The 25951-nt window shown below is 60.0% G+C and carries 26 protein-coding genes and 7 tRNA genes; 30 read left to right on the forward strand and 3 right to left on the reverse strand.

Annotation, left to right across the window (positions count from 1 at the left end):
- Nucleotides 1-192: 192 nt before the first annotated feature.
- The 28 genes from IDH44_RS19935 (at nucleotide 193) to IDH44_RS20070 (ending at nucleotide 22106) form a co-directional block, all read left to right on the forward strand.
- Nucleotides 193-269 (forward strand) — tRNA-Met (locus tag IDH44_RS19935).
- A gap of 9 nt (nucleotides 270-278) precedes the next feature.
- Nucleotides 279-354, forward strand: a tRNA-Val gene (locus IDH44_RS19940).
- Nucleotides 355-379: 25 nt separating this feature from the next.
- A tRNA-Asp gene (locus IDH44_RS19945) sits at nucleotides 380-456 on the forward strand.
- Between the two features lie 13 nt (nucleotides 457-469).
- A tRNA-Phe gene (locus tag IDH44_RS19950) sits at nucleotides 470-545 on the forward strand.
- Nucleotides 546-589: 44 nt separating this feature from the next.
- Nucleotides 590-675: transfer RNA gene (locus IDH44_RS19955), tRNA-Tyr, on the forward strand.
- 8 nt (nucleotides 676-683) lie between these two features.
- Nucleotides 684-756 (forward strand) — tRNA-Lys (locus IDH44_RS19960).
- A 134-nt stretch (nucleotides 757-890) separates the two neighbouring features.
- Entirely contained in the window at nucleotides 891-1994 is a 1104-nt protein-coding gene (locus tag IDH44_RS19965) for a PucR family transcriptional regulator (protein WP_190920586.1), read from the forward strand.
- 102 nt (nucleotides 1995-2096) lie between these two features.
- On the forward strand, nucleotides 2097-3218 hold the full coding sequence (locus IDH44_RS19970; protein WP_190920587.1) for an ABC transporter ATP-binding protein: 1122 nt from the start codon (nucleotides 2097-2099) through the stop codon (nucleotides 3216-3218).
- A 264-nt stretch (nucleotides 3219-3482) separates the two neighbouring features.
- Entirely contained in the window at nucleotides 3483-4421 is a 939-nt protein-coding gene (hprK, locus tag IDH44_RS19975; RefSeq protein WP_190920588.1) for an HPr(Ser) kinase/phosphatase, read from the forward strand.
- Between the two features lie 15 nt (nucleotides 4422-4436).
- The gene (gene lgt / locus IDH44_RS19980) at nucleotides 4437-5567 is read left to right on the forward strand and encodes a prolipoprotein diacylglyceryl transferase (protein WP_190920589.1); all 1131 of its coding nucleotides are present in this window, start codon (nucleotides 4437-4439) and stop codon (nucleotides 5565-5567) included.
- The gene (ppaX, locus tag IDH44_RS19985; RefSeq protein WP_190920590.1) at nucleotides 5560-6228 is read left to right on the forward strand and encodes a pyrophosphatase PpaX; all 669 of its coding nucleotides are present in this window, start codon (nucleotides 5560-5562) and stop codon (nucleotides 6226-6228) included. The genes lgt and ppaX overlap by 8 nt, the downstream gene beginning before the upstream one ends.
- Complete coding sequence (locus tag IDH44_RS19990; RefSeq protein WP_190920591.1) at nucleotides 6215-6718, forward strand: acyltransferase; 504 nt, start codon at nucleotides 6215-6217, stop codon at nucleotides 6716-6718. The genes ppaX and IDH44_RS19990 overlap by 14 nt, the downstream gene beginning before the upstream one ends.
- Nucleotides 6719-6997: 279 nt before the next feature.
- Nucleotides 6998-8224 (forward strand): ATP phosphoribosyltransferase regulatory subunit, encoded by a 1227-nt coding sequence (locus IDH44_RS19995; RefSeq protein WP_190920592.1) that lies wholly within the window; start codon nucleotides 6998-7000, stop codon nucleotides 8222-8224.
- Nucleotides 8221-8865 (forward strand): ATP phosphoribosyltransferase, encoded by a 645-nt coding sequence (gene hisG / locus IDH44_RS20000; RefSeq protein WP_190920593.1) that lies wholly within the window; start codon nucleotides 8221-8223, stop codon nucleotides 8863-8865. Before IDH44_RS19995 ends, hisG begins: the two co-directional genes overlap by 4 nt.
- An 18-nt stretch (nucleotides 8866-8883) precedes the next feature.
- Entirely contained in the window at nucleotides 8884-10173 is a 1290-nt protein-coding gene (gene hisD, locus IDH44_RS20005; RefSeq protein WP_190920594.1) for a histidinol dehydrogenase, read from the forward strand.
- Nucleotides 10174-10196: 23 nt separating this feature from the next.
- Nucleotides 10197-10796: an imidazoleglycerol-phosphate dehydratase HisB gene (gene hisB, locus IDH44_RS20010; RefSeq protein WP_190920595.1), complete on the forward strand. Its 600-nt coding sequence runs from the start codon at nucleotides 10197-10199 to the stop codon at nucleotides 10794-10796.
- A 1-nt stretch (nucleotide 10797) separates the two neighbouring features.
- The gene (gene hisH / locus IDH44_RS20015; protein WP_190920596.1) at nucleotides 10798-11406 is read left to right on the forward strand and encodes an imidazole glycerol phosphate synthase subunit HisH; all 609 of its coding nucleotides are present in this window, start codon (nucleotides 10798-10800) and stop codon (nucleotides 11404-11406) included.
- A gap of 18 nt (nucleotides 11407-11424) precedes the next feature.
- Nucleotides 11425-12183 carry an imidazole glycerol phosphate synthase subunit HisF gene (gene hisF / locus IDH44_RS20020; RefSeq protein ID WP_190920597.1) on the forward strand — a complete coding sequence of 253 codons (759 nt, stop codon included), beginning with the start codon at nucleotides 11425-11427 and terminating at the stop codon, nucleotides 12181-12183.
- Nucleotides 12180-12872 (forward strand): bifunctional phosphoribosyl-AMP cyclohydrolase/phosphoribosyl-ATP diphosphatase HisIE, encoded by a 693-nt coding sequence (hisIE, locus tag IDH44_RS20025; RefSeq protein WP_190920598.1) that lies wholly within the window; start codon nucleotides 12180-12182, stop codon nucleotides 12870-12872. The genes hisF and hisIE overlap by 4 nt, the downstream gene beginning before the upstream one ends.
- 196 nt (nucleotides 12873-13068) lie before the next feature.
- Complete coding sequence (hisJ, locus tag IDH44_RS20030) at nucleotides 13069-13875, forward strand: histidinol-phosphatase HisJ (protein ID WP_190920599.1); 807 nt, start codon at nucleotides 13069-13071, stop codon at nucleotides 13873-13875.
- An 86-nt stretch (nucleotides 13876-13961) separates the two neighbouring features.
- Nucleotides 13962-14912: a ribose-phosphate diphosphokinase gene (locus IDH44_RS20035; protein WP_190920600.1), complete on the forward strand. Its 951-nt coding sequence runs from the start codon at nucleotides 13962-13964 to the stop codon at nucleotides 14910-14912.
- A gap of 78 nt (nucleotides 14913-14990) precedes the next feature.
- Nucleotides 14991-16712, forward strand: coding sequence for a tetratricopeptide repeat protein (locus IDH44_RS20040; protein WP_190920601.1), 1722 nt, complete (start codon nucleotides 14991-14993; stop codon nucleotides 16710-16712).
- A gap of 32 nt (nucleotides 16713-16744) precedes the next feature.
- Nucleotides 16745-17692 carry a thioredoxin-disulfide reductase gene (gene trxB, locus IDH44_RS20045; RefSeq protein ID WP_190920602.1) on the forward strand — a complete coding sequence of 316 codons (948 nt, stop codon included), beginning with the start codon at nucleotides 16745-16747 and terminating at the stop codon, nucleotides 17690-17692.
- A 172-nt stretch (nucleotides 17693-17864) separates the two neighbouring features.
- Nucleotides 17865-18812 (forward strand): ROK family glucokinase, encoded by a 948-nt coding sequence (locus IDH44_RS20050; protein ID WP_190920603.1) that lies wholly within the window; start codon nucleotides 17865-17867, stop codon nucleotides 18810-18812.
- Between the two features lie 72 nt (nucleotides 18813-18884).
- The gene (gene rapZ, locus IDH44_RS20055) at nucleotides 18885-19772 is read left to right on the forward strand and encodes an RNase adapter RapZ (RefSeq protein ID WP_190920604.1); all 888 of its coding nucleotides are present in this window, start codon (nucleotides 18885-18887) and stop codon (nucleotides 19770-19772) included.
- A complete protein-coding gene (locus IDH44_RS20060) occupies nucleotides 19750-20769 on the forward strand; it encodes a gluconeogenesis factor YvcK family protein (protein WP_190920605.1) in 1020 nt (339 codons plus the stop codon). The genes rapZ and IDH44_RS20060 overlap by 23 nt, the downstream gene beginning before the upstream one ends.
- 7 nt (nucleotides 20770-20776) lie before the next feature.
- Entirely contained in the window at nucleotides 20777-21706 is a 930-nt protein-coding gene (whiA, locus tag IDH44_RS20065; protein ID WP_190920606.1) for a DNA-binding protein WhiA, read from the forward strand.
- A 130-nt stretch (nucleotides 21707-21836) separates the two neighbouring features.
- Complete coding sequence (locus tag IDH44_RS20070; protein ID WP_190920607.1) at nucleotides 21837-22106, forward strand: HPr family phosphocarrier protein; 270 nt, start codon at nucleotides 21837-21839, stop codon at nucleotides 22104-22106.
- A gap of 150 nt (nucleotides 22107-22256) precedes the next feature.
- Here IDH44_RS20070 and sda read toward each other — a convergent pair whose 3' ends face one another.
- From sda to IDH44_RS20085, 3 genes are all read right to left on the reverse strand, one after another.
- Nucleotides 22257-22556 carry a sporulation histidine kinase inhibitor Sda gene (gene sda / locus IDH44_RS20075; RefSeq protein ID WP_190920608.1) on the reverse strand — a complete coding sequence of 100 codons (300 nt, stop codon included), beginning with the start codon at nucleotides 22554-22556 and terminating at the stop codon, nucleotides 22257-22259.
- 203 nt (nucleotides 22557-22759) lie between these two features.
- Nucleotides 22760-23341, reverse strand: a complete 582-nt coding sequence (gene clpP / locus IDH44_RS20080) for an ATP-dependent Clp endopeptidase proteolytic subunit ClpP (RefSeq protein ID WP_190920609.1) — start codon at nucleotides 23339-23341, stop codon at nucleotides 22760-22762.
- Nucleotides 23342-23485: 144 nt separating this feature from the next.
- A tRNA-Arg gene (locus IDH44_RS20085) sits at nucleotides 23486-23560 on the reverse strand.
- A 237-nt stretch (nucleotides 23561-23797) separates the two neighbouring features.
- Here IDH44_RS20085 and IDH44_RS20090 point away from each other — a divergent pair.
- Both IDH44_RS20090 and gap read left to right on the forward strand, forming a co-directional pair.
- Complete coding sequence (locus IDH44_RS20090) at nucleotides 23798-24841, forward strand: sugar-binding transcriptional regulator (protein ID WP_190920622.1); 1044 nt, start codon at nucleotides 23798-23800, stop codon at nucleotides 24839-24841.
- Nucleotides 24842-24904: 63 nt separating this feature from the next.
- Complete coding sequence (gene gap / locus IDH44_RS20095) at nucleotides 24905-25909, forward strand: type I glyceraldehyde-3-phosphate dehydrogenase (RefSeq protein ID WP_190920610.1); 1005 nt, start codon at nucleotides 24905-24907, stop codon at nucleotides 25907-25909.
- The last annotated feature ends 42 nt before the right edge of the window (nucleotides 25910-25951 follow it).

The raw sequence follows: 25951 nt of genomic DNA on the forward strand, positions 1-25951 counted from the left end.
GCAGCTGACGAATACTAATCGGTCGAGGGCTTATCCTAATGCAACACTTCGCTAAAGTAACATGCTTCATTTCGCATCCGGTTTTCAGGCGTGTAAGCTTCGTTTCGCAAGAAACGAACACAAGCTGCGCTTGGCAGTATAAGCGCACCAAGCTTCGTTTCGTAAGAAACGAGTAGAAGCGCTGTGTTTCGTGGCGGCATAGCTCAGCTGGCTAGAGCGTACGGTTCATACCCGTGAGGTCGGGGGTTCGATCCCCTCTGCCGCTACCACTTACATACGGACGCTTAGCTCAGCTGGGAGAGCATCTGCCTTACAAGCAGAGGGTCGGGGGTTCGATCCCCTCAGCGTCCACCATTTTTGCACTTGTTTCATCTCATATGGAGCTGTGGTGTAGAGGCCTAACATGCCTGCCTGTCACGCAGGAGACCGCGGGTTCGAATCCCGTCAGCTCCGCCATTCTTTTAAGTGTGGCTCGGTAGCTCAGTTGGTAGAGCAGAGGACTGAAAATCCTCGTGTCGGCGGTTCGATTCCGTCCCGAGCCACCATTTTTATGCTTGCATTTGGCTATGCAAGCATGCTTGATTCACGTGGAGGGCTAGCGAAGTGGCCAAACGCAGCAGACTGTAAATCTGTTCTCTTACGAGTTCGGTGGTTCGAATCCATCGCCCTCCACCAGTTTACCCGAGCCATTAGCTCAGTTGGTAGAGCACCTGACTTTTAATCAGGGTGTCGAAGGTTCGAGTCCTTCATGGCTCATCCTTGTCGAACCCGTTAAGCCTTGCGTTATGCGCAGGGCTTTTTTTGTTGTCCTGCTGTGCTATGAACGAGCGGTGCTGTTTGTGTTACAATGGACAAAAAGCTTCAAACCTAACGGATGGGAGTTAGCCTTAATGCTTAGTATGCCGTGGAAGGAACAACTGGAGCAAGTGCTGAACTGCCCGCTTCGTACGGCTCGCATCAGTGTAGTCGCTTGGCACGAAGCTGCCCGGGAGGAGCAAGCGGCTCAGGTGCGCCCCACTGGACGAATCGAATTGGCGGACGGCCGGACATGGTACGCGATTGCTGCGGACAGCAGGAGTGTAGACGTGCTGGAAGTGCCGGCGGAGCGCTTGACGATGAAGGAACAGCGTCTTTTGGAATGGACGATTCAACAGCTGTCGGTGGAACGAGAGGCCGTGCCAGAGGCGGAGCCGCATCTTGAAGAGCTCGGCCAATGGGTTCAGGAACAGCTCGACGCCGGCATTCATCAGCCCGACATGCCCGAGCGGCTGACTGCCGGCGGCCGCCTTTTTTCGGACATGATTCCCTTCTTGCTGATGAGCGAGCAGGCGACCTCGTTGAGCCTGTATGGGGAACTGGAGAAGCTGCTGTCCTCTTTTTTCGAGGAAGAGGTCATGCTGATTCCGCTCAAGGAGCAGGAATGGCTGATTCTCGGGCCGACGGCGCTTCTTAGCGACGCCGATCAAGAAGAGCGTACAGACGGACCGGAGGAGACGCAGGAGGAGCTCTTGGCATCGATGTGCTCGGGTCTGCATGGCATGCTGGCGAGCGAGTGGGTGGGCGAATGCCATCTGGCAGTTGCAGAGCCGATGACGCCGGCCAAGTCCATAGTCGAGACTGTCGGCTTGCTGCGCGAGACGATTTACTTAGGGCGGCGATTTTATGTCGGGGACAATATTCACTTGCCGTGGCGTCTGCATCTGGAGCGCTTGCTCGGCAGTGTGCCGGAGGCGCAGCGCGCTCGATTCATGAACCAGATTCTCAGCCAGTCCGACGTGCTGTTGGAGCAGGAATTTTTGACTACGCTGGAGACGTTCTTTAGCCTTGACTGCAATGTGAGCGAGACGGCGAAAAAGCTGTACATTCATCGCAACACACTGCTGTACCGATTGGACAAGCTGAAGCAGGAGACCGGTCTGGACGTGCGCGTGTTCAGCGATGCGGTATTGGTCAAAATCCTACTGCTATTGTATAAAGTGACGAAAAGGATGTAGTTTTTTTGTAAAGTATGTGCATAGTCACAGGCGGAGCAAGTAGGCTAAGATAGATGTATAGTCAGAACCGAATAAATTCAACTGTTTAGGGGGATGCACAAAATGGCAGGCGTACGTTTAGAGCATATCTTCAAAAAATATCCCGGTGCCGAGAATCCTTCCGTTACCGATGTAAACTTGGACATCAAAGACAAGGAATTCCTCGTATTGGTCGGCCCTTCGGGCTGCGGGAAATCGACGACCCTGCGTATGATTGCAGGCCTCGAGGAAATTACGGAAGGCAAGCTGTTCATCGGCGAGCGTCTTGTCAACGACGTAGCCCCGAAAGACCGCGATATCGCGATGGTGTTCCAATCCTACGCGCTTTATCCGCACATGAACGTATATCAAAATATGGCCTTTGGCCTCAAGCTTCGTAAATTCAAAAAGGCGGACATCGACAAGCGCGTGCGCGAAGCCGCCAAAATTCTCGATATCGAGCATCTGCTCGACCGCAAGCCGAAGGCGCTCTCCGGCGGTCAGCGTCAGCGTGTCGCCCTGGGCCGCGCAATCGTCCGCGAGCCGCAGGTCTTCCTGATGGATGAGCCGCTCTCCAACTTGGACGCCAAGCTGCGCGGTCAAATGCGCGCCGAAATCAGCAAGCTGACGAAACGTCTGGAAACGACAACGATCTACGTAACCCATGACCAGATCGAGGCCATGACGATGGGCGATCGCATCGTCGTCATGAAAGACGGCTTCATCCAACAAACGGACTCGCCGGAGCAGCTTTATAACCATCCGGTGAATATGTTCGTAGCAGGCTTCATCGGTGCGCCATCGATGAACTTCATCCGCGGTACACTAAGCGATGAGGGCGGCCAAGTGAAATTCAAGGCATCCGGCGTAGACGTGCTGCTGACGGAAAGCAGAGCCCAGATCGTTCGCGAAAAAGGCTACATCGGCAAAGAGGTCGTCATCGGCATTCGCCCCGAGGACTTCCACGACGAGCCGGTCTTCATCGAAGCATCGCCGGGCAGCGTCATCAACGCCAACGTCGACGTCGCGGAGAACCTGGGTCACGAGAAGTACCTGTACCTCTCCGGCTTGGGCTCGGATATGGTCATCGCCCGTGTCGACGGCCGCTCGACTGTCAAAGAAGCTCAAAACGTCAAGCTGGCGATCGACATGAACAAGATTCATATGTTCGATGCCGAGACCGAGCTGAACATTTTTGAGAGCTAGTCATCCCCAGGATGCCAAACGTCCGAGCCTAACGGCTCGGACGTTTTTTGTTGAAAGAATAGCAAGTATAGGATTTCATCTATACTTGTCTATCTTTATGGAACGAAACGGACTCGGCCATAAAAAGACGGCCGCGCCCTTTTGCCTTGCGTCGTCGTTGCGACCAACGTTGCGTTCAGCGCGCAATTCATTTACGATGAAGACATGGTTGGTTTTGCAGAACAATGCTCCCGGCTGTAAGCATGGGCGTGAGGAGGCAATAATGTGCCCAAACGAGTAAAAGTATCGGCGCTGGTCAAGCAATTCAATCTGGAAATTCTGGCTGGCGAGGATGGACTGAAGCGGGGCATCACCGTGGACGATCTGTATCGCCCGGGTCTGGAAATGGCCGGGTACTTTCATTACCACCCAAGCGAGCGCGTTCAGATTCTGGGCAAGACGGAGCTGGAGTTCCTGCAGACGCTGGACAGCTCGGAGCGGGTGGACCGTCTGTCCCGGCTGTGCGACGGCGAGACGCCGTGCATCATCATCACGCGTGGTCAGGAAGCGCCGCACGAGCTGCTGGATCACTCGAACGAGCGGCAAATCCCGGTCCTGCGGAGTCCGAACCCGACCACGAGCCTGATTAGCCGCATCACCAACTTCCTGGAGAATCGGCTCGCGCCGACCGCGACCATTCACGGCGTCCTGGTCGACATCTACGGGATCGGCATCCTGATCACCGGCAGCAGCGGCATCGGCAAAAGCGAGACCGCGCTGGAGCTGGTCAAGCGTAATCATCGTCTGGTCGCTGACGATGCGGTCGAAATTCGTCAGATGTCGGACGGCCAACTGGTGGGGGCCGCACCGGAGCTCATTCGCCACCTGCTCGAAATTCGCGGGCTGGGCATCATCAATGTGATGACCTTGTTCGGCGCTGGCGCGATTCGGACGAGCAAGCGCATCACGCTGGTCATTCGCCTGGAGAACTGGCAGCAGGAGAAGCAGTACGACCGGCTCGGACTGGACGAAGAGACGACACGCATCATTGATACCGACGTGCCGCTGGTCACGGTGCCGGTGCGCCCCGGCCGTAACCTGGCCGTCATTATCGAGGTAGCCGCGATGAACTTCCGCCTCAAGCGGATGGGCTATAATGCCGCGCTGCAATTCACGAACAAGCTCACCGAGACGATCGCAGACGAGATGGACGATTACGAATAAAGGAGCCAACGATTCATGACGCTGTTCAAACTTAATCCGATTGCGTTCGAGCTCGGTCCGATCCCCGTACACTGGTATGGCATTATCCTCGGCACCGGCGCGCTGGTCGGGTTGCTGCTGGCGATTCGCGAGGGCAAGCGCTTCGGGCTGCCTTCCGAATTTTTTATGGATCTGCTGCTGATCGGCGTGCCTTCGGCGATTATTGCGGCTCGTATCTACTATGTGGCGTTCAAGTGGGAGGATTATCAGGATAACTTCTGGGGCATCTTTCAGATTTGGAACGGGGGCATCGCCATTTATGGCGCGCTGATCGGCGCGTTTTTGGCGGGCTACTTTTATTTCCGTGCCAAGGGCTACAGCTTCCTGCGCATTGCCGACATCTGCGCGCCGTCTCTGCTGGCCGGACAGATGATTGGCCGCTGGGGCAACTTTGTCAACCAAGAGGCATACGGCGGTCCGACGACGGAGGCATTCCTGCGGGACAGCTTGCATCTGCCGGGATGGATCGTCGATCAGATGTACATACAGTCCGAAGGGGTCTACCATCATCCGACCTTCCTCTACGAATCGTTCTGGAGCCTGGTCGGGCTGCTGCTGCTCTTCGTGCTGCGGCGTCAGGCCTTCCTGCGTGTAGGCGAGCTGCTAATGGCCTATCTAATCTGGTATTCGATCGGCCGCTTCTATATTGAAGGGCTGCGTACGGACAGCCTGGCCTTCCAGGGCCCGGACTGGATCGTGTCGATTGTCGATGCGCTATGGTCGCCGATGACGGCGGTATTCGAGCCCGGTTATCTCGACCCGAGCTATGGCGATGTCCGCATCTCCCAAGCGCTGGCGCTGCTGCTGGTGTTATTCGGCATTGCGTTCATCGTCATTCGCAGGGCGACCGGCTCCGCGCGCGTGCGCTATAATGATCCGATCGTCTCGACGAAGACGTCGGCCCACGAGGCGCTGGATGAACAGGAGACAGAGGGAGAGCGCGTCGAGTCTATTGCTCCCGCATCCTCGGCGAATCGTGATCCGCTCGTGCGCCCCGAGCAGAGCGAGGCCGTGACCGTGCTCGAGGACGCAGAGCCAGAGCGGCAAGGCGAGCAGCAAAATGATTCGCCATCGACACCTGAGAAAAAGGAGAACCGCGATGACTAAGATTCAAACGGTCCTGTTCGATCTGGACGGGACAATTCTCGATACGAACGAGCTTATCATTCGCTCCTTCCTGCACGTGCTCAAGGATGTGGCTGCGCCGGGCTTCGGCCGCGAGCACATCATCCCGGGCATGGGCAATCCGCTGGAAATGCAATTCCGCAAAATGTCGGGGCTGGAGGACGTCTCGGAGCTCGTGGCGGCGTATCGCACCGTTAACCTGGAGCTGCACGACGAGTACGTGCGCCTCTTCCCGTATGTGACAGAGGTGGTGCAGCGGCTGCACGACGCGGGCATCCGCCTCGGCGTCGTGACGACGAAGGCGAGACTGACGACCGACCGCGGGCTCGCCTTCGTCGGCCTGTCGGAGTGGCTCAAGGTGACGGTCACGATGGACGACGTCACCCATGCCAAGCCGCATCCCGAGCCGATCCTCAAGGCGCTGGAAGCGCTCAAGGCCGATCCGGCGCGGACCTTGATGATCGGCGACAACGCGGTCGACGTGGAGGCGGCCCATGCGGCGGGCGTCACGCCGATCGGCGTCGCATGGACGCTAAAGGGCGAGCAGGTGCTGCGGGAGGCGGGCGCGCAGCATATTCTACAGGACATGCGGGACCTTTACGCGCTGGTCGGACTGGAGCGGGAGCCGCTTGAGAAGGGTTGAGCGGCATCCCGTCGAGGGACCGAATGCGCTGTGGCAAATGTACCGTACCGTCAGCCCGTGGCGGGCGGTACGCAACTTCGTCTTCATTCAGCTGGCCCGCTATTGTCCAATCCTGTCGCTCAAAAACACGATTTATCGGCGCGTCTTGCGTATGCAGGTCGGCCGGCACACGGCGTTTGCGCTGATGGTGATGGTGGACGTGTTTTTTCCGGAACGGATCTCCGTGGGGGAGAATACGATTATCGGCTACAACACGACCATTCTGACGCATGAGTATCTAATCAAGGAATATCGGCTCGGACCGGTCGAAATTGGGAGCGGCGTCATGATCGGCGCGAATACGACGATCCTGCCGGGCGTGCGGATTGGCGACCATGCCGTCGTCGCGGCTGGCTCGGTCGTGCACCGGGATGTGGCGCCGCACAGCTTTGTCGGAGGCAACCCGCTGCGCGAACTGAAACGCGGCGATTCCGAAGCGGACGAGGACTGATCGGCTACTTTGACGAGGTAGCCGTTTTTTGACGTTTTGAGACGCAAAAGCCGGCCGCGCCATTTCGCCTTGAAATCGAGCGGATTCTACGTTTCACATGTAGAACCAAGCGCTCAATTTCGTGGAACGAAACTTGCCGCGCCGCCGAGGGCTGGCGACAGCCGGTTCGCCTTGACGCCGTCCAGTTTCCGTGCTACTATAACGACTAAACTCTTTATTTTGGCAGTATGGTAATTTGGTGTCGCGTTAACAGACTAAAGTGAATGCAGGAGGACTACGATGTCCAAACCCAAAGGATTCGAAAAGCCGATCGGCGTCAAGGATTATCTGCCCCATGCCGTGGCGAAGCTGCGTCAGGTCGAGCATCGCGTGCTCGCCTGTATGGACCGCTGGGGCTACGAGCAAATTGTCACGCCGACGATGGAATATTACGATACGGTCGGGGTGGCGAGCGCGACCTCGGATCAAAAGCTGTTCAAGCTGCTGAACAATCGCGGCACGCCGCTCGTGCTGCGCTCGGATATGACGGCGCCGATCGCACGCGTGGCGTCGTCGCTGCTGAAGGACCGCGCGTTGCCGCTGCGGCTGTCCTATCACGCCAATGTGTTTCGGGCGATTGAAGAGGAGGCCGGCCGCGAGGCGGAATTTTTCCAGACCGGCCTGGAATTAATCGGCGACGCCGGCGCGGAAGCCGATGCGGAGGTCGTCGCGCTGGCGATCGCTTCGCTGCAGGCGGCCGGCGTCGGCCGCTTCAAAATCGCACTCGGTCACGTCGGCTTCCTGAACGGGCTGCTGGAAGAAGCGCTGCCCGGCCAGACCGACGTGCAGGAGGAGCTCAAGGCCTGTCTGCTGAGCCGCGACTACGTCGGGTACCGCGAGCGGCTGCGCACACTGGCGCCGGACGTGCCGCTGCGGCGCGAGCTGGAGGATATCCTGCGGCTGCGCGGCGGCAGCGAGGTGTGCGAGCAGGCGCTGCGGCTCAGCGCGGGCGAGACGGCGCGGGCGGCGATCACGCATCTGTGCGGCATCTGGGAGGTGCTGGAGGCCTACGGCGTCTGCGAGCATGTGCTGATCGATCTGACGATGATCGGCGACTTCTCCTATTATACGGGCATGACGTTCGAGGGCTATGCCGCCGATCTGGGCTTCCCGGTCGTGAGCGGCGGCCGCTACGACAATCTGCTCCGTCAGCTCGGCCGCCCCGCGCCGGCGACGGGCTTCGCCCTCAAGACGACGCGCATCCTGGAGCTGCTCGGCGATGCGCAGGGCGAGGAACCGCGCCGCATCTTGATCGGCTATGACGAGGCCGGCCGCGCGGACGCGCTCGCCGCGGCGCAGCGCGTACGCGCCCGGGGCGAGATTGCCGTCACTGAGCGCGTCGCGCATTGGACGGACTGGGAGCCGGGCCGCGCGGAGGCCGCCTTCCCGCTGACGTACAAGGGCAGCGTCTATGCAGAGGCGCTGACGTTCTCGAGCGGCGCCGCCGCGAAAGGAGTGCAGGCATGAGTGCAGCACAGTCAGAAACGCTAAAGGTCGCGATGCCGAAGGGACGCATCTACAAGCAGGCCTCGAAGCTGTTCCGCGAGGCGGGATTGCCGATTCCGGCGGACTTCGACGATACGCGCAAGCTCGTCATTGCCGTGCCGGAGGCGAACATGGAATTCATCATGGCCAAGCCGGTCGATGTGCCGACCTATGTCGAGTATGGCGTCGCCGATATCGGCATCGTCGGCAAGGACGTGCTGCTGGAGGAGCGCAGGGATGTGTACGAGCTGCTGGATCTGGGGATTGCCAAGTGCCGGATGTCGGTGATCGGGCTGCCGGACTGGAAGCCGGCGATCCATCCGCGGGTGGCGACGAAGTATCCGAACGTGGCCTCGCAGTACTTCCGCGAGCAAGGCCAGCAGGTGGAGGTCATCAAGCTCAACGGCTCGATTGAGCTCGCGCCGCTGATCGGCCTGGCGGATCGGATCGTCGATATGGTCGAGACGGGACAGACGCTGCGCGACAACGGACTGGTGGAGATGGAGCAGATCTTCGGCATCACGAGCCGGCTGGTGGCCAATCGGGTCAGCTACCGGATGAACAATCAGGCGATTCAGAATCTGTGCGACTTGCTGCAGGCGACGCTTGCGGCGAAGGCGTGACGAAGGGGGACGTGCGGCATGCGTATGGTAACGGCGGATGAATTCAACCTGGCGCGCGAGGTCGAGTACGGCAGCGCGGAGCAGAATGAGACGGTGCGGCGCGTCGTCGAAGCAGTGCGCACGCAGGGCGACGATGCGCTGCTGCGCTATACGGCCGAATTCGACAAGGTGCAGCTCACGACCGAGACGCTGCGCGTGACGGATGACGAGATTCAGGCGGCCTATGACCGGGTGGAGCCGGACTTCCTGGAGGCGATCCGGGCGGCGGCGGCCAACATCCGCAGCTTCCACGAGAAGCAGAAGCGGGGCTCGTGGATGGACCTGCAGCCGGACGGCACGATGCTCGGTCAGATCCTGCGTCCGCTGCGGCGGGTCGGGGTGTATGTGCCGGGCGGCAAGGCGGCCTATCCGTCTTCTGTGCTGATGAATGTCATCCCCGCCCAGGTGGCGGGCGTGCCCGAGATTGTCATGGCGACGCCGCCGGCGACCGGCGGGCGCGAAGGTATCGATCCGTACATTCTCGTCGCGGCGGCGGAGGCCGGAGTGCGCGAGATGTACCGGATCGGAGGCGCGCAGGCGGTGGCTGCGCTCGCCTACGGCACGGCGACGATTGCCCCGGTGGACAAAATCTGCGGGCCCGGCAATATCTATGTCGCGCTCGCCAAGCGTGCGGTATTCGGCGCGGTCGACATCGACAGCATCGCCGGTCCGAGCGAGATCGCCGTGCTGGCAGACGACAGCGCCGAGCCGGCCTACGTCGCGGCCGATCTGCTGTCGCAGGCGGAGCACGACGAGATGGCCTCGGCGATCCTGATCACGCCGTCGGCGGCGCTGGCCGAGGCGGTGGCGGCCGAGGTGGAGCGTCAGCTCGCATCGCTGCCGCGCGAGCCGATCGCCCGCGCCTCGATCGAGCGCTACGGCGCGATTGTGCGCGTGGCATCGCTGGAGGAAGGCGTGGCGCTCGTCAACCGGCTCGCGCCCGAGCATCTCGAGATTATGACCGCCGCGCCGACCGAGCTGCTCGGCAGCATCGAGAATGCCGGCGCGATCTTCCTCGGACCGTACAGCTCCGAGCCGGTCGGCGATTATTTCGCGGGGCCGAATCATATCCTGCCGACCAACGGCACGGCGCGCTTCTCTTCGCCGGTCAACGTCGACGATTACATGAAGAAGTCGAGCCTGATTCAATATAGCAAGGAAGCGCTGCTGCGCGACGGCGCGCACATCATGGCGCTGGCGCGGCACGAGGGCCTGGAGGGCCACGCGCGCGCGATCGAGCTGCGGCTCGAGGCCGAGCGCGGCAACTAATGAATCCAAAGGTGGGGAAACAGATGGCTGATCAAGCAAGCCGCACGGCGTCGATCGCACGCAAAACGAATGAAACGGATATCCAGCTCAGCTTCGGGGTGGACGGCAGCGGCAAGGTCAAGATCGAGACGGACGTGCCGTTCATGAACCATATGCTCGATCTGATGGCGAAGCACGGGCAATTCGACCTGGAGGTGGAGGCGCGCGGCGACGTCGACATCGACGACCATCACACGGTGGAGGACATCGGCATCTGCCTCGGCGCCGCGCTGCGCGAGGCGCTCGGCGACAAGGCGGGCATCAAGCGTTACGCCAGCTTCTTCGTGCCGATGGACGAGGCGCTCGCCCAGGTCGTGATCGACCTGAGCAACCGGCCGCATCTCGAATACCGGGCAGCGTATCCGTCGCAGCAGGTGGGCAGCTTCTCCACGGAGCTGGTGCACGAGTTCCTGTGGAAGCTGGCGCTCGAGGCGCGGATGACGCTGCATGTCATCGTCCACTACGGGCACAATACGCACCACATGATCGAAGCGGTGTTCAAGGCGCTCGGCCGGGCGCTGGACGAAGCGACCAGTCTCGATCCGCGCGTTCAGGGCGTGCCCTCGACGAAGGGAGTGCTGTAGCGTGATCGCCATTATCGACTACGGCATGGGCAACCTGCACAGTGTGGCCAAGGCCGTCCAGCGGCTCGGCCACGAGGTGACGGTGAGCGCCGACGAAGCGGCCATTCTGGCGGCCGACGGCGCGATCCTGCCCGGGGTCGGGGCGTTCGGCGATGCGATGGACAATCTGCGTGCGAGCGGGCTCGACGCGGTGACGCGGCGCTACGCCGAGAGCGGCAAGCCGCTGCTGGGCATCTGCCTCGGCATGCAGCTGTTGTTCGAGACGAGCGAGGAGTACGGCAGCCACCAGGGCCTGGGCTTGCTGCCCGGCCGCGTCGTGCGCTTCGAAGGCGACTACAAGGTGCCGCATATGGGCTGGAACCAGCTGCAGTTTGCCCAGCCGGACCATCCGCTGCTGGCCGGTCTTGAGGAGGGGCACGTCTACTTCGTGCATTCCTACCACGCGCTGCCGGCGCGGGCGAAGCATCTGCTGGCGACGACCGATTACTATCAGCCGGTGACGGCGGTGGTCGGCAGCGGCAACGTCTACGGCATGCAGTTTCATCCGGAGAAGAGCGGAGAGCTGGGCATGCGGCTGCTGGCTCATTTTTTGAGCCTGGCACGCGCATAAGGGAAGGAGCGACTCGTTATGTTGGCCAAACGAATTATCCCTTGCCTGGACGTCAAGGAAGGGCGCGTCGTCAAGGGCGTGAATTTTGTCAATCTGCGCGATGCGGGAGATCCGGTCGAGCTGGCTGCGACGTACGATCGGGAAGGCGCGGACGAACTGGTCTTCCTCGATATCTCGGCCTCGCATGAAGGCCGGGAGACGATGGTCGACGTGGTGCGCCGCACGGCGGGCGAGATTACGATTCCGTTCACGGTGGGCGGCGGCATCAAGCATGTCGACGACATGAAACGGCTGCTGCGGGCCGGCGCAGACAAGATCGGCATCAATACGGCGGCGGTGCTCAATCCGGAGCTGATCAGCGGCGGCGCGCGCAAGTTCGGCGCGCAATGCATCGTCGTGGCCGTCGACGCCCGGTTCAATGCCGAGTGGGGCGAGTGGGAGGTCTATACCCACGGCGGCCGCCGGCCTGCCGGCATTCGCGCGCTGGAGTGGGTGCGCGAGGCGGAGCGGCTCGGCGCGGGCGAGCTGCTGCTGACGAGCATGGACGCCGACGGCACCAAGGACGGTTTTGACCTGCCGCTGACGCGGGCGGTCTCGGAGGCGGCGGGCATTCCGGTGATCGCCTCGGGCGGCGCCGGGCGAGTGGAGCATTTCTACGACGTGTTCGACGCAGGCGGAGCGGATGCCGGACTGGCGGCGACGATTTTTCATTATAAGGAAATGACGATCCGCGACGTCAAGGACGATCTGCGGAGCAAAGGAGTGAACGTGCGATGAGCGAGGCGAGCTGGCAGGATGCCATCAAATGGGACGAAAACGGCCTGGTGCCGGCAGTAGTGCAGGATGTGCTCAGCAAGGAGGTGCTGATGCTCGCCTACATGAACCGCGAGTCGCTGGCGCAGTCGCTGGCCAGCGGACAGACGTGGTTCTGGAGCCGCTCGCGCGGCGAGCTGTGGCATAAGGGTGCGACCTCCGGACACACGCAGACGATCCGCTCGCTGCGCTATGACTGCGACGGCGACACGCTGCTCGTCCAGGTTGAGCAGCGCGGCGCGGCCTGCCACACCGGCAGCTACAGCTGCTTTTATCGCAGCATCGACCTGCCGGGCACGGACAAGGCCGAGGCGGCTGCGGGAGAGCCGCAGGAGCGGCCGGAGGAGCGCTTCGCCGTGCTCGGCGAGCTGGAGACCGCGATCGCTCAGCGCGACGCGGAGCGGCCCGAGGGCACGTACACGAGCTATCTGTTCGACAAGGGCGTCGACAAGATCCTCAAGAAGATCGGTGAAGAGTCGGCGGAGGTCATCATTGCGGCCAAAAACGAAGATCCGGACGAGCTGCGCAGCGAGTCGGCGGATCTGATCTATCATCTGCTGGTGCTGCTGCGCGAGCGCAAGCTACCGCTGGACGACGTGCTGCGCGAGCTCGGTACGCGCCGCAACAAACCCACAACGAACAAAATGCGCTAGAAGTGAGGTGAAAAGTGCCAGAGTGGCCGAATTTGCGTTGGAGAAGCGAAGCGTTCGCCATTTTACTCCTCGATTTTTTTACTCTAAATAAGTCAAATTCAAAAAAAATCGGGGAGGAACGGCGGTCGGAAACGCAATTCGGGCACGTCGGCGTTACTTTTTCGCTCACTTCTTGGCCGCCAAGGAGGACATGCCCATGCACATCGACTATCACACCCACCACGCCCGCTGCGGCCACGCGGTCGGCGAGCTGGAGGATTACGTGCGGCGCGGCATCGCGCTCGGCCTGGATCAGCTCGGCCTGTCCGATCATATGCCGCTCGTGCATGTCGATCCGGCGGCGTACTATCCAGAGATGGCCATGCCGCTGGAGGAGCTGCCGCGCTATGTCGAGGAATGCCTGGCGCTGAAGGAGAAATACCGCGGCCAGATCGACATTCGAGTCGGACTCGAGGGCGACTATATCGAAGGATGGGAGGCGCCGATCCGCGAGATGATCGAGGCGTACCCCTGGGATTATGTCATCGGGTCGGTGCATTTCCTGGGCGAATGGGACGTCACGGACTATCGCCAGACGGCGCAGTGGGAAGGCCGGGACCGGTTGGAGGTCTACACCCGCTACTATGACGCCGTCGCCAAGGCGGCGCGCTCTGGCCTGTACGATTATATCGGCCACATCGACGTCATCAAGCGCTTCGGCTATGTGCCGGATGCCGATGTATGGCCGCTGGAGCGAGCCGCGCTGGACGTGGTGCGCGAGGCGGGAATGGCCATCGAGCTCAACGCCTCCGGCCTGCGGACGCCGGCCGAGGAGATGTTCCCCAGCCGCCGCATGCTGGAATACGCCCATCGCATCGGCATTCCGGTGACGCTAGGCTCCGATGCGCATCAGCCGGAGCGGCTCGGCCAATACCTGCCGGAGGCGCGGGCGCTGCTCAAGGAGATCGGGTTCGCGGAGCTCGCCACCTTCGCGCGCAGAAATTGTCATCGAATCGCTTTTTGAAAATTCGTTGATCCGATGTATAATGAAGAAGTCGAATTGATCTTCGGTCGTTTTACGAATGACGGTCTATTGCTCAGGAGGGTACCATGTTCAGCGACAAATTGCGTATTTTTTCCGGGTCCTCGAACCCGAAGCTGGCCGAGAGCATTTGCGCGGAGCTCGGTCACACGCTCGGAAGCATCAAGGTGTCGCGCTTCAAAAGCGGCGAAATCTATATTCACTATGAAGAAACGATTCGCAATTGCGACGTTTTTCTCGTGCAGTCGTTCTCTCATCCGATCAACGAGAATTTTGTCGAATTGCTGGTCATGATCGATGCGGCCAAGCGGGCTTCCGCGCGCACGATCAACATTATTGTGCCGTATTACGGCTATGCGCGCCAGGAGCGCAAGGCGGCGCCGCGCGAGCCGATCTCGGCCAAAATGGTGGCGGACGTGCTGACTACCGTCGGCGCCGACCGCGTCATCACGATCGATCTGCATGCACCCGCGATCCAGGGCTTTTTCAATATTCCGGTCGACCATCTGACCGCATTGGATCTGCTTAGCGAGCATCTCAAGGCGAAAAATATCAAAAACCCGGTCGTCGTGTCGCCGGATGCGGGGCGGGCTTCAACGGCCGAGAAGCTGGCCAACTACCTGGATTCCCCATTTGCCATCATGATCAAAAAACGGCCGGCCCACAACGAGTCGGTCATTACGCATGTCATCGGCGACGTCGAAGGGCAGACGCCGATTATCATCGAGGATCTGATCGATACCGGCACGACGATCGTCAACGTCGTCGAAAGTCTGAAGGAGCGCGGAGCCGAGGACATCTATGTGTGCGCGACGCATCCGCTCTTCTCCGGGCCGGCGCTGCAGCGGCTCGATCACCCGTATATTCGCGAGGTCGTCGTGACCGACTCGATCGCGCTGCCGGATACGCATCCGGAGCGCTTCAAGGTGCTGTCGGTAGCGCCGATGCTCGCGGAGGCGACTCGCATCATCATGCAGGGCGGCTCGATCAGCACCTTGTTCAAAAATGCCGGGGTTTAGCCGGTCAATTGACGGCTGCCTGGCCTCGCGCTATGCTATAATCGTAGCAAATTCGTCGGATTTGGAGGTGCTCTGCCCATGAAAGAGAAGAAGCTGGCTGCCCGTAATCGGACCAACGTCATTCCGATTCGGCTCGACGCCACGTTTTTTTTCGAGCGCGCCGTCCAGTCGCTGGACCGCTGCCATTATGACAAGGCCCTGAAGTACTTTCGGCGCGCGGTGGATTACGAGCCCGACAATCCCGTGAATCACTGCAACATGGCCGGAATTTTGTCCGAAATGGGCAACTATGAGGAATCGAACCGGATTTTGCAGCATATTTTGCAGCATCTGGAGCCGGAGATGGCGGAGTGCCATTTTTATATGGCCAACAATTACGCCAATCTGGAGATGTACGAAGCGGCCGAGGATGCGGTCGTGAAGTACCTGGAGCAGGACGAGGAAGGGCAATTTCTCGGCGAGGCCGAGGAGATGATGGAGCTGCTGCATTACGAGCTGGAGCGTCCGCTTCGTCAGCCCTTGATCAAGTCGCGCGAAGGCTTGGAGGAGCATGATCGGGCGCGCACACTGCTGGAGGACGGCCGCTTCTCCGAGGCGGTACGGCTGCTGGAGGCGCTGGTGGAGAAGCAGGAAGACTTCCTCGCCGCGCGCAACAATCTGGCGCTGGCTTACTACTACATGGGCTTGTTCGACAAAGGCATGGCGAGCGTGGCCGGCGTGCTGGAGCGGGAGCCGGGCAACCTGCATGCGCTCTGCAACCTCGCCATCTTCTATCAGCATGCGGGCAAGCAAGCGGCGCTGGCCGAGCTGCTCGTCGCGCTGGGCAAGACGTACCCGATGCAGCAGGAGCATGTCTTCAAGCTGGGGACGACGCTGGGCATCCTCGGCCAGCACGAAGCGGCGCAGCGCCAGTTCGCCCGGCTGCTGCACGGCAGCGACATGATGGACGACCCGTGTCTGTATCATTATGCCGCGGTCGCAGCGCTCAATATCGGCCGCGCGGACGAGGCGGAGCGGCTCTGGCGCCAGGCCGCCAGACTCGATCCGCAGTCGGATGTGCCCAAGTACTATCTGGATCATCTCTTCCGGGTACGCCGGGGCGAGGAGCGCGCGACCACGAGCTATCACTATCATCTCCCGTTCACGGAGCAATTCAAGCTCTGGGAGCGTTCCGGCAGCGGGCTGCCCGAGCAGCTGCGCCGCGATCCGCTCGTGCGCTCCTCGTTCTTCTGGGCGCTGCGCCACGGCGATCGGCAGACGAAGTTGCAGGTCATTCAGGCGCTGGGCATGATCGGAGACCAGGAGGTCGAGCTGGCGCTGCGCGACTTTCTACTGGAGCCGGGCGAGGACGATTATCTCAAGCAGATTGCGATCTTCGTGCTGCGGACGATCGGCGTGCACGGCGGATTGCGCGCCGTGCTCGAGGGCAAGACGCAGACCATCGATCCGAATCGCATGCCCTCGCGGCTGCCCGTCTGGGAAGACAAGTGGCAGGCGGTGCAAGAAGCGGCGCTGCGCCGCATGAGCCGCCATTACGATCTGGTGCAGCAGCATGATCTGCTGACGCTGTGGGTGGACTATCTCTCGCGGATGTATCCGCAGGTCCCGCGCATCGGCAAGGTCGAGGGCTGGGCGGCGGCGCTCGAGTACCTGACCGCCAAGATGCACCGCCGCTCGATCAGCTATCATCAAGTCTCGACGCGTTACGGTGTGTCGATTTCGACCGTGAGCAAGGCCGTCAAGCTGATTGACGAAGCCTGCGGCATTCGCAAAAAAATGGAATCCATCTACGGCAAATAGAATGGGAAGTCTAACGACAAGGAGGGATTGCGATGTACAAAGCAATTATTATCGGCACCGGCCCTGCCGGCCTGACGGCTGCGATCTATCTGGCGCGCGCCAACATGAACCCGCTCGTCATCGAGGGCCCGGAGCCGGGCGGTCAGCTGACGACGACCACGGACGTGGAGAATTTCCCGGGCTTTCCCGACGGCATCATGGGTCCGGAGCTGATGTCCAATATGCGCAAGCAGGCGGAGCGCTTCGGCGCTGAATTCCGCACAGGCTGGGTGAACGCGGTCGAGACGGGCAAGCGGCCGTTCTCGCTTCAGCTCGAGGGCGGCGAGGAGCTGCAGGGCGAGACGTTGATTATCTCGACCGGCGCCTCGGCCAAGTACCTCGGCATTCCGAATGAGCGCGACAATGTCGGCAAGGGCGTAAGTACCTGTGCGACATGCGACGGCTTCTTCTTCCGCGGCAAAAAAATCATCGTGGTCGGCGGCGGCGATTCGGCGATGGAGGAGGCCAACTTCCTCACGCGCTTCGCGTCGGAGGTCGTACTCGTGCATCGCCGCGAGGAGCTGCGCGCCTCCAAGATCATGCAGGATCGCGCTAGAGAAAACCCCAAAATCTCGTGGGCGCTCAACCGCACGCCGCTCGAGGTCGAGGCCGGCGGACTCGGCGTAACGGGACTGAAGGTGCGCAATAACGAGACCGGCGAGGATGAAACGATCCAGACGGACGGTCTGTTCGTGGCAATCGGCCATACGCCGAACACGAAGTTCCTCGGCGGACAGCTCGAGACCGACGAGACCGGATATCTGCTTGTCAAGCCGGGCACGACGGAGACGAACATTCCGGGGATTTTCGCTTGCGGGGACGTACAGGATCACAAATACCGGCAAGCCATTACGGCGGCCGGCAGCGGCTGTATGGCCGCAATGGATTGCGAAAAATTCCTCGAGGGAAGCATGGTGCACGACTGGAGCGAATCGCTGTAACAACCGGCGAGCAGCTAGGCCCATTGCATGCCCACGCCGGCAGCGGCGCATTCGATGCAGCGATCGAATGCGCCGCTTTTTTCGATTGTTCAACCATTCTTGACCGATGACCCGGCATCGCGTATAGTGGGTAAAGCGGTAATATACTATTGAATTTGAGGTGGCCATGAGCATGTCTGAAAAAATCTACGTCGGCGTAGATATCGGAGGCACCACAATTAAGGTTGGCATATGCAACGAAGAGGGTGTCCTCGTGCAGACGTATGAAGGACCGACCGATACGGATAAAGGAACGGAAGCAATACTTAATAATATTGCCACGTATGCGCGGCTCATCGTGACGGAGTCGACGTACGACTGGGAGCAGGTCGAGGGCGTAGGCGTCGGCATTGCCGGATTTTTGGATATCCCGAACGGCATCATCAAGCACTCGGTCAATCTGGGGCTGCGAAATGTGAACCTGCCGGAGTATCTCGAGCCCCGTCTGGGCAAGACGGTGCGCATCAATAACGATGCCAATGTGGCCGCGCTCGGCGAAGCGTGGGCGGGAGCCGGCAAGGGCGTGCCCAACTGCGTGTGCTATACGCTCGGCACGGGCGTCGGCGGAGGCATCATCATCAACGGACGCATCATCGAAGGCTCCAGCGGCATGGCAGGCGAGCTCGGACATATCCAGATCGTCCCCGATCTGGAGGCGATCCAGTGCGGCTGCGGCAAAATGGGCTGCCTCGAAACCGTGTCGTCCGCGACCGGCATCATTCGGATGGCCAAGGACGCGGTGGCGCGCGGCGACCGTACCTCGTTGGCGATGGTCGACCATATCATGGCCAAGGATGTGTTTGACGCCGCCAAAGCCGGAGACGAGGTGGCGATCCGGATCGTCAGCCGGGCGGCGTATTACCTCGGCAAGTCGATGTCGGTCGTCGCGGTCATTCTGAATCCGCAGCGCTTCATCGTCGGCGGCGGCGTCGCCAAGGCGGGCGAATTTTTGTTCGAACAGATTCGCGAGGTATTCGCGAAGCTGACGCCGGAGGTGGCGCAGGAGGGCGTGGAGATTGTCCCTGCTGTGTTGGGCAACAACGCCGGCGTCGTCGGAGCGGCGGGTCTGCTCTTGCGATAAGTTTGGAAGGACGGCGTGCCAGGGGAAGCCCCGCGCGCCGTTTGGACTGCACGCGGAAGGAGGGGAGCAAGGATGAGCAAGGATGCGACGATGGCCAAGCTGCTGATCATTACGGGCATGTCGGGCGCGGGCAAGACGATTGCCGTCCAGAGTCTGGAGGACCTGGGCTTTTTCTGTGTGGACAATTTGCCCCCGGTACTCATTCCCAAGTTTGCCGATCTGATCGATTCTTCGAAGGGCAAGATCGGCAAGGTTGCGCTTGTCATTGACTTGCGAGGGCGCGAGTTTTTCACGGCATTGTCCGAATCGCTCAACTATATTCGCGATCACTATACGATCGATTACGAGATTCTGTTCCTGGATGCGACCAACAGTGTGCTGGTGCAGCGATACAAGGAAAGCCGCCGCCGCCATCCGCTCAAGCCGGAGGGCCTCCCGCTGGAGGGCATCGAATTGGAGCGGAAGCTGCTCGAGGACCTCAAGGGCTGGGCTACGCAGATTATCGATACGAGCAATCTCCGGCCGGCCCAGCTCAAGGAGCGCATCGCTTCGCGGTTCACCAATCTGGAGCCCAATCGCATTTCGCTTAATGTTACCTCCTTCGGGTACAAGTACGGCATTCCCATCGATGCCGATCTGATTTACGACGTCCGGTTTTTGCCGAATCCTCATTATATCGACCATCTGCGTCCCAATACCGGTCAGGATCCCGAAGTGTACGAATACGTCATGAAATGGCCGGAGACACAGCAATTCCTGACCAAGCTGCTCGATATGCTCAACTTCCTGATTCCGCTCTACCACAAAGAAGGCAAGAGCCAGGTCGTCATCGGCATCGGCTGCACAGGCGGCAAACACCGATCCGTCGCGGTCGCCGAATACCTTGGTCGCATGCTGGGCAACAGCGACACGGAAAGGGTCAGGGTGAGCCATCGCGATGCCGACAAGGACCGGCACTAAAGGCGCGGCGTCGCGCAAGGGCGCCAACAACAAGAGCCGGTCCAAAATTACGGTCATCGGAGGCGGGACCGGGCTCTCGGTCATGCTGCGCGGCCTCAAGCAAAAGCCGCTCGACATCACTGCGATCGTAACCGTTGCCGACGATGGCGGCAGCTCCGGCGTGCTGCGCAACGAGCTCCATATCCCGCCTCCGGGGGATATCCGCAACGTCCTGACCGCGCTGGCCGACGTGGAGCCGACGATGGCCGAGCTGCTCCGTCACCGCTTCAACGGCGGCACCGGATTGGCCGGGCACAGTCTGGGCAATCTAATGCTGGCGGCAATGACGGATATTACCGGCGACTTCGTCACTGCGATCCGCGAGCTGAGCCGCGTGCTGGCCGTACGCGGACAGGTGCTGCCCGCCGCGGACCAGGCCATCGTGCTCAAGGCGGAGATGATGGACGGCTCGCTCGTCACAGGCGAGTCGATGATTCCCCAGGCCGGCTCGGCGATCAAGCGCGTCATGATCGAGCCGCCCGACGTCGAGCCCTTGGAGGAGGCTGTACAAGCGCTGCGTCAGGCGGATGCCATCCTGATCGGACCGGGCAGCCTGTATACCAGCATCATTCCCAACCTGCTCGTGCCGAAGCTGGCGCAGACGATCATGGAATCCGAAGCGGTCAAAATTTTCGTATGCAACGTCATGACCCAGCCCGGCGAGACGGACGGCTATTCGGTCAGCGATCATCTGGAAGCGGTACACCAGCATGTCGGCCATCATCTCTTTGACTATGTCATCGTGAATGACGGCGAGATACCGCCGCAGGTCCAGAGCGCTTACGCCGAGCAAGGCGCTCAGGCCGTCCATCTGGACCTCGACGAGGTGAGGCGGCGCGGCTACCAGGTCATTGCGGATCGGCTGGTGTTGTTTCAGACGTTCCTGCGGCATGATGCCGCGCGACTCAGCGACCATATCTATCAGCTTGTGGAGCGCTGGAAGCTACGAAAGAGGTGAATTGCCCGTGTCTTTTGCGGCGCAGACCAAAAAAGAACTGACGATGATCGAGGCGGAGCCGTGTTGCGAGCTTGCGGAGCTGTCCGCGCTCATTCGGATGAGCGGCTCCGTCACCGTATCCGGGCGCAAGATTATTCTGGATATCGCCACCGAGAACGCCGCGATCGCCAGGCGCATCTACTCGTTGGTCAAGAAGCAGTTCGAGGTCCATACCGAGCTGCTCGTCCGCAAAAAAATGCGGCTGAAAAAGAACAATGTGTATATGGTGAGGATCCCGTCCAAAGTGCAGGAAATCCTGAGCGCGCTGCACATCGTCTCGGAGGGCTTCATGTTCTACCAGGGCATCGACAAGCGAATTGTGCGCAAAAACTGCTGCAAACGTTCATACCTGCGGGGGGCGTTCCTGGCGGGAGGCTCGGTCAACAATCCCGAGGGCGCTTCGTACCATCTTGAAATCGCGTCGATGTACGAGGAGCACTGCCAGGCCCTGGTCGATCTGGCCAATCGCTTTCATCTGAACGCCCGCTGCATCGAGCGCAAAAAAGGCTTTATCCTCTACATCAAGGAAGGGGAGAAGATCATCGAGTTGCTCAACATCATCGGTGCGCACCAAGCGCTTTTTAAATTCGAGGATGTGCGCATCATGCGCGACATGCGCAACTCGGTGAATCGCATCGTCAATTGCGAGACGGCCAATCTGAACAAGACGATTGGGGCCGCGGTGCGCCAAATCGACAACATCAAGCTCATTCAAAAGGAAGTCGGCCTGGAAAGTCTGCCGGACAAGCTGCGCGAGGTGGCCGAGATCCGGCTGCAGCATCCGGATATGAACCTGAAGGAAGTCGGGGATCTGCTCAAGGGCAAGGTGAGCAAGTCGGGGGTGAATCACAGACTCCGAAAGATCGACGAATTGGCGGACAAAATACGGAACGGCTAAACTTTTCCTCCTAGTGCTGCATGGGGAATGATGCTATAATAATGTATAAAAAGGTCAATGGATCAATACAATTTCATTACCTTAACTTTGCAAATGATCGATTCAAACTGGTATAGGGGGTATGGTTTCCATGACAAGGCATCCTGTAGTCGTTCGTTTAAAAACGGGTCTTCACGCTAGACCGGCAGCCCTGTTCGTGCAGGAAGCGAACAAATTCTCTTCCGAGGTCTTCGTGGAGAAGGACGACAAAAAGGTGAATGCCAAATCCATAATGGGGATTATGAGCTTGGCGATCAGCTCGGGCACAGAGGTTCACATCAGCGCGGACGGCTCGGACTCAGAGCAGGCTGTAACCGCTTTAGTCAATTTGGTAAGCAAGGAAGAGCTTGAGAATCAATAAGCCGATATGCGGCAAAAGCAAGCAGCCTGCCAGTATGGAACTGGCGGGTTTTTGCATGTTATCGGGGATGGAGGCGAAACGGCCGGCCTCGTCGATCGGACGAAAAAGCGCCCCCGCAGGACGGGGGCGCTCATGGCTGAAACATGGTGGTTAGCTCGTTTTCCAATGTTGCTCGGGCAGATTGCGTTGCTCCAGCGCATGCTCGATCAATTGAATGAAATCGTCCGACAGTCGCATGGCCTTGGCCTCGCGGTACACCTCAATCAGATGCTCGTCGTTAAGCGGCTTGAGGAGCAGCGTCTTATCATCGCCTACGATCGGCTCTGCCTCCGCCGGACGGGGGGGCGAGAAACTGACCGGGCGGTGGAGACGCAGGCTCGCCGGGTGCGCAGCGGGCTCGTTGGCCGTAATAAAGTTTCGCATGGTGAGAAAAGGATTCGTTAGTTTCATAATATCTGCACTCCATTTGGTGGTTTCAAGAATGACCCTAGAGTTGTATGAATATGGGAAGGTGATCTTAATTTCATCTTAACACGGAAGAGGAGGAAAGTCTTTTCCATTTCATGCTCATGAAAAATGATTGACATTGGTAGGTGTTTATGATAAAAAAATCCCCCCTTTCGCCTGATGCGAAAGGGGGAGGGAAATGCGTCTTACAGCTTTTCGATAACCTTGTCGACGATGCCGTATTCCTTGGATTCCTGCGCGCCCATGAAGTAGTCGCGGTCGGTATCTTTTTCAATCCGGCTGAGCGGCTGCCCGGTGCGCTCCGAGAGGATGGCATTGAGCTTGTCGCGCATTTTCAGAATGCGGCGCGCGCGAATCTCGATGTCGCTGGCCTGGCCCTCGGCTCCGCCAAGCGGCTGATGAATCATGATCTCGCTATTCGGAAGCGCAAACCGCTTGCCCTTGGCGCCGGCTGCCATCAGAAAGGCGCCCATCGAGGCGGCCATGCCAACACAGATCGTGGAGACGTCGGGCTTGATGAATTGCATCGTGTCGTAGATGGCCATGCCGGCCGTGATGGAGCCGCCGGGACTGTTGATGTACAAGCTGATATCTTTGTCGGGATCGTCCGCCGCCAAAAACAGCATCTGCGCAATGATGGAATTGGCCACGACATCGTTGACGCCGCTGCCTAGGAAGATGATGCGATCCTTCAGCAGGCGGGAATAAATGTCATAGGCGCGTTCGCCGCGATTGCTCTGTTCGATAACCATAGGTACAAAATTCATATCCATCCGTAGCTCCCTCCATATCTTAAGTAGGTTCAAACTACATTCATCATACCGGATCATCACGCAAAAGTCAAAGAAAGTCAAACCGTGTAAAAAACAAAATCCTGACCCAAGTCAGGATACGGATTTTTGCATTATAGATGGCGCGCCCGCGAGGGATCGAACCTCGATCTCAGGCTCCGGAGGCCTACGTCATATCCATTGGACCACGGGCGCAAAAGCGTAGCGAGCTTTATTATATGAGATGTTCGGCAAAAAAGCAAGGGGGATGGGCGAAATAAATTTGCCGATCTCGTGCATGTAATCGATATCAAAGAAGCGCGCACTCTTGCGCAGGTCGGAAATATTCGTTACAATGTTAGTGGGACCCAAAAAGAAGTACCGGGACATATTTAGTCCCGATTATGGCGCCGACAAATTTATGCCGGCTTACAGGGGTGAACACCCGTAATGATGCGCACGATTGTAGAGCTGCAGCAGCAGTTGGCGCCCGATCTGTTGGAGGTGCTCAAGCGGCGCTACCGCATCCTGCAGCAGGTGGGTCAGACGGAATACATCGGACGACGTGCGCTGGCCGGCGTGCTGGCAATGACCGAGCGCGTGCTGCGGGCCGAGACCGACTTTTTGAAGGCCCAGGGCCTATTGGACATTCGCCAGTCGGGCATGCAGCTCAGCGACAGCGGGCGGCAATTGCTCGATCAGTTGGCGCCGACCATGAAGGAGCTGGCCGGCCTGACGGAGCTGGAGGAGCGGATCCGCAGCCGCTACGGGCTGCGCAAGGTCGTGATCGTCTCCGGCGATTCCGAGGCGTCGGAGCATGTGAAGCGCGAGCTCGGACGCGCCGGCGCTCAAGTGCTGCGCGGGTACATGGCGCCGGGGGATGTCGTCGCCGTCACGGGCGGCACGACGATGGCGCATGTCGCAGGACAGCTGTCGTCGCAGCGGCCGCTCGCGGACATCCGGTTCGTGCCGGCCCGCGGCGGGCTCGGCGAGAGCGTGGATTACCAGGCCAATACGATTGTCTCCACGATGGCCAAGCGTACCGGCGCCCAGTACCGGCTGCTGCATGTGCCGGACCATCTGGGCGAGGAAGCGTATCAGTCGCTGATGCAGGAGCCGAACATTCGCGAGATCGTCGAGGTCATCCGCAGCGCGCGCATCGTGCTGCACGGCATCGGCGACGCGATGGTGATGGCGCGGCGCCGCAAGGAGGCCGAGCCGGCGGTGGCGGCGATGCGCAGCGAGGGCGCGCTGGCGGAGGCGTTCGGTTTTTACTTCGACCGCAGCGGCAATGTGGTCCATCGCATGCCGACGGCGGGCCTGCGCCTGGAGGAGATTCAGACGGCCGAGGTGGTCATCGCGATCGCCGGCGGCCGCGGCAAGGGCGAGGCAATCGCGGCGGTGATGCGGTTCGGGCACGACGATGTGCTGATTACCGACGAGGCCGCCGCGCTGGAGATGCTCCGCACGTTTGAAGCGGACGCGGATGAGGTATGATGAAGATATCATGGCGACGCCTGACATACATGATATAAATTACATTTTGGGAGGAATTTCACGATGGTTAAAGTAGGAATCAACGGATTTGGCCGCATTGGCCGCAATGTGTTTCGCGCTGCGCTGAACAACCCGGATGTCGAAATCGTGGCAGTCAACGATCTGACGAACACCGATACGCTCGCACATCTGCTCAAATACGATACGACGCACGGCACGCTGGACGCGGACGTCCAAGCCAAGGAAGGCGCGCTCGTCGTAGACGGCGTGGAAATCAAAGTATTCGCCGAGCGTGACCCGGGCGCCCTGCCTTGGGGCGAATACGGCGTGGAGATCGTCGTCGAATCGACCGGCATCTTCACGGCCAAGGAAAAGGCCGAGCTGCATCTGAAGGGCGGCGCGAAGAAGGTCATCATCTCCGCTCCGGCTTCGAACGAAGACATCACGGTCGTCATGGGCGTCAACGAGGACAAGTACGACCCGGCTGCGCACACGGTCATCTCCAATGCCTCGTGTACGACGAACTGCCTGGCGCCGTTCGCCAAGGTGCTCAACGACAAGTTCGGCATCGTCAAAGGCATGATGACGACGGTCCATTCCTACACGAACGATCAGTCCGTGCTGGACGTGCCGCACAAGGACCTGCGCCGCGCGCGCGCCGCTGCCGAGAACATCATCCCGTCGACTACCGGCGCCGCCAAAGCCGTCGCACTCGTCCTGCCCGAGCTGAAAGGCAAGCTCAACGGCATGGCAATGCGCGTACCGACGCCGAACGTCTCGGTAACGGATCTCGTGGCCGAGCTCAAAGGCAGCGTCACGGTTGAAGACGTCAACGGCGCGCTGAAGGAAGCTGCCAATGGCCCGCTCAAAGGCATCCTGAACTTCTCCGAAGAGCCGCTCGTCTCGAGCGACTACAACGGCGACCCGGCTTCCTCCACGATCGACGGACTGTCGACGATGGTCGTCGAAGGCAACATGGTGAAGGTCGTATCCTGGTATGACAACGAGTGGGGCTACTCGAACCGCGTTGTCGACCTGGCTGCTTACATCGCCTCCAAAGGCCTGTAAATCGTCGCTGCATGACTTCTGCTCTTCTTCTGCGTCCCGGAT

The sequence above is a fragment of the Paenibacillus sabuli genome (assembly GCF_014705605.1).
Classification (GTDB): Bacteria; Bacillota; Bacilli; order Paenibacillales; family Paenibacillaceae; genus Paenibacillus_D; species Paenibacillus_D sabuli.

Excerpts from the sequence above, each read along its gene's own strand:
- IDH44_RS19965 (WP_190920586.1), top strand. The coding sequence starts at position 891 with ATGCTTAGTATGCCGTGGAAGGAACAACTGGAGCAAGTGCTGAACTGC.
- IDH44_RS19970 (WP_190920587.1), top strand. The coding sequence starts at position 2,097 with ATGGCAGGCGTACGTTTAGAGCATATCTTCAAAAAATATCCCGGTGCC.
- lgt (WP_190920589.1), top strand. The coding sequence starts at position 4,437 with ATGACGCTGTTCAAACTTAATCCGATTGCGTTCGAGCTCGGTCCGATC.
- ppaX (WP_190920590.1), top strand. The coding sequence starts at position 5,560 with ATGACTAAGATTCAAACGGTCCTGTTCGATCTGGACGGGACAATTCTC.
- IDH44_RS19995 (WP_190920592.1), top strand. The coding sequence starts at position 6,998 with ATGTCCAAACCCAAAGGATTCGAAAAGCCGATCGGCGTCAAGGATTAT.
- hisG (WP_190920593.1), top strand. The coding sequence starts at position 8,221 with ATGAGTGCAGCACAGTCAGAAACGCTAAAGGTCGCGATGCCGAAGGGA.
- hisD (WP_190920594.1), top strand. The coding sequence starts at position 8,884 with ATGCGTATGGTAACGGCGGATGAATTCAACCTGGCGCGCGAGGTCGAG.
- hisB (WP_190920595.1), top strand. The coding sequence starts at position 10,197 with ATGGCTGATCAAGCAAGCCGCACGGCGTCGATCGCACGCAAAACGAAT.
- hisF (WP_190920597.1), top strand. The coding sequence starts at position 11,425 with ATGTTGGCCAAACGAATTATCCCTTGCCTGGACGTCAAGGAAGGGCGC.
- hisIE (WP_190920598.1), top strand. The coding sequence starts at position 12,180 with ATGAGCGAGGCGAGCTGGCAGGATGCCATCAAATGGGACGAAAACGGC.
- hisJ (WP_190920599.1), top strand. The coding sequence starts at position 13,069 with ATGCACATCGACTATCACACCCACCACGCCCGCTGCGGCCACGCGGTC.
- IDH44_RS20035 (WP_190920600.1), top strand. The coding sequence starts at position 13,962 with ATGTTCAGCGACAAATTGCGTATTTTTTCCGGGTCCTCGAACCCGAAG.
- IDH44_RS20040 (WP_190920601.1), top strand. The coding sequence starts at position 14,991 with ATGAAAGAGAAGAAGCTGGCTGCCCGTAATCGGACCAACGTCATTCCG.
- trxB (WP_190920602.1), top strand. The coding sequence starts at position 16,745 with ATGTACAAAGCAATTATTATCGGCACCGGCCCTGCCGGCCTGACGGCT.
- IDH44_RS20050 (WP_190920603.1), top strand. The coding sequence starts at position 17,865 with ATGTCTGAAAAAATCTACGTCGGCGTAGATATCGGAGGCACCACAATT.
- rapZ (WP_190920604.1), top strand. The coding sequence starts at position 18,885 with ATGAGCAAGGATGCGACGATGGCCAAGCTGCTGATCATTACGGGCATG.
- IDH44_RS20060 (WP_190920605.1), top strand. The coding sequence starts at position 19,750 with ATGCCGACAAGGACCGGCACTAAAGGCGCGGCGTCGCGCAAGGGCGCC.
- IDH44_RS20070 (WP_190920607.1), top strand. The coding sequence starts at position 21,837 with ATGACAAGGCATCCTGTAGTCGTTCGTTTAAAAACGGGTCTTCACGCT.
- sda (WP_190920608.1), bottom strand. The coding sequence starts at position 22,556 with ATGAAACTAACGAATCCTTTTCTCACCATGCGAAACTTTATTACGGCC.
- clpP (WP_190920609.1), bottom strand. The coding sequence starts at position 23,341 with ATGAATTTTGTACCTATGGTTATCGAACAGAGCAATCGCGGCGAACGC.
- IDH44_RS20090 (WP_190920622.1), top strand. The coding sequence starts at position 23,798 with ATGCGCACGATTGTAGAGCTGCAGCAGCAGTTGGCGCCCGATCTGTTG.
- gap (WP_190920610.1), top strand. The coding sequence starts at position 24,905 with ATGGTTAAAGTAGGAATCAACGGATTTGGCCGCATTGGCCGCAATGTG.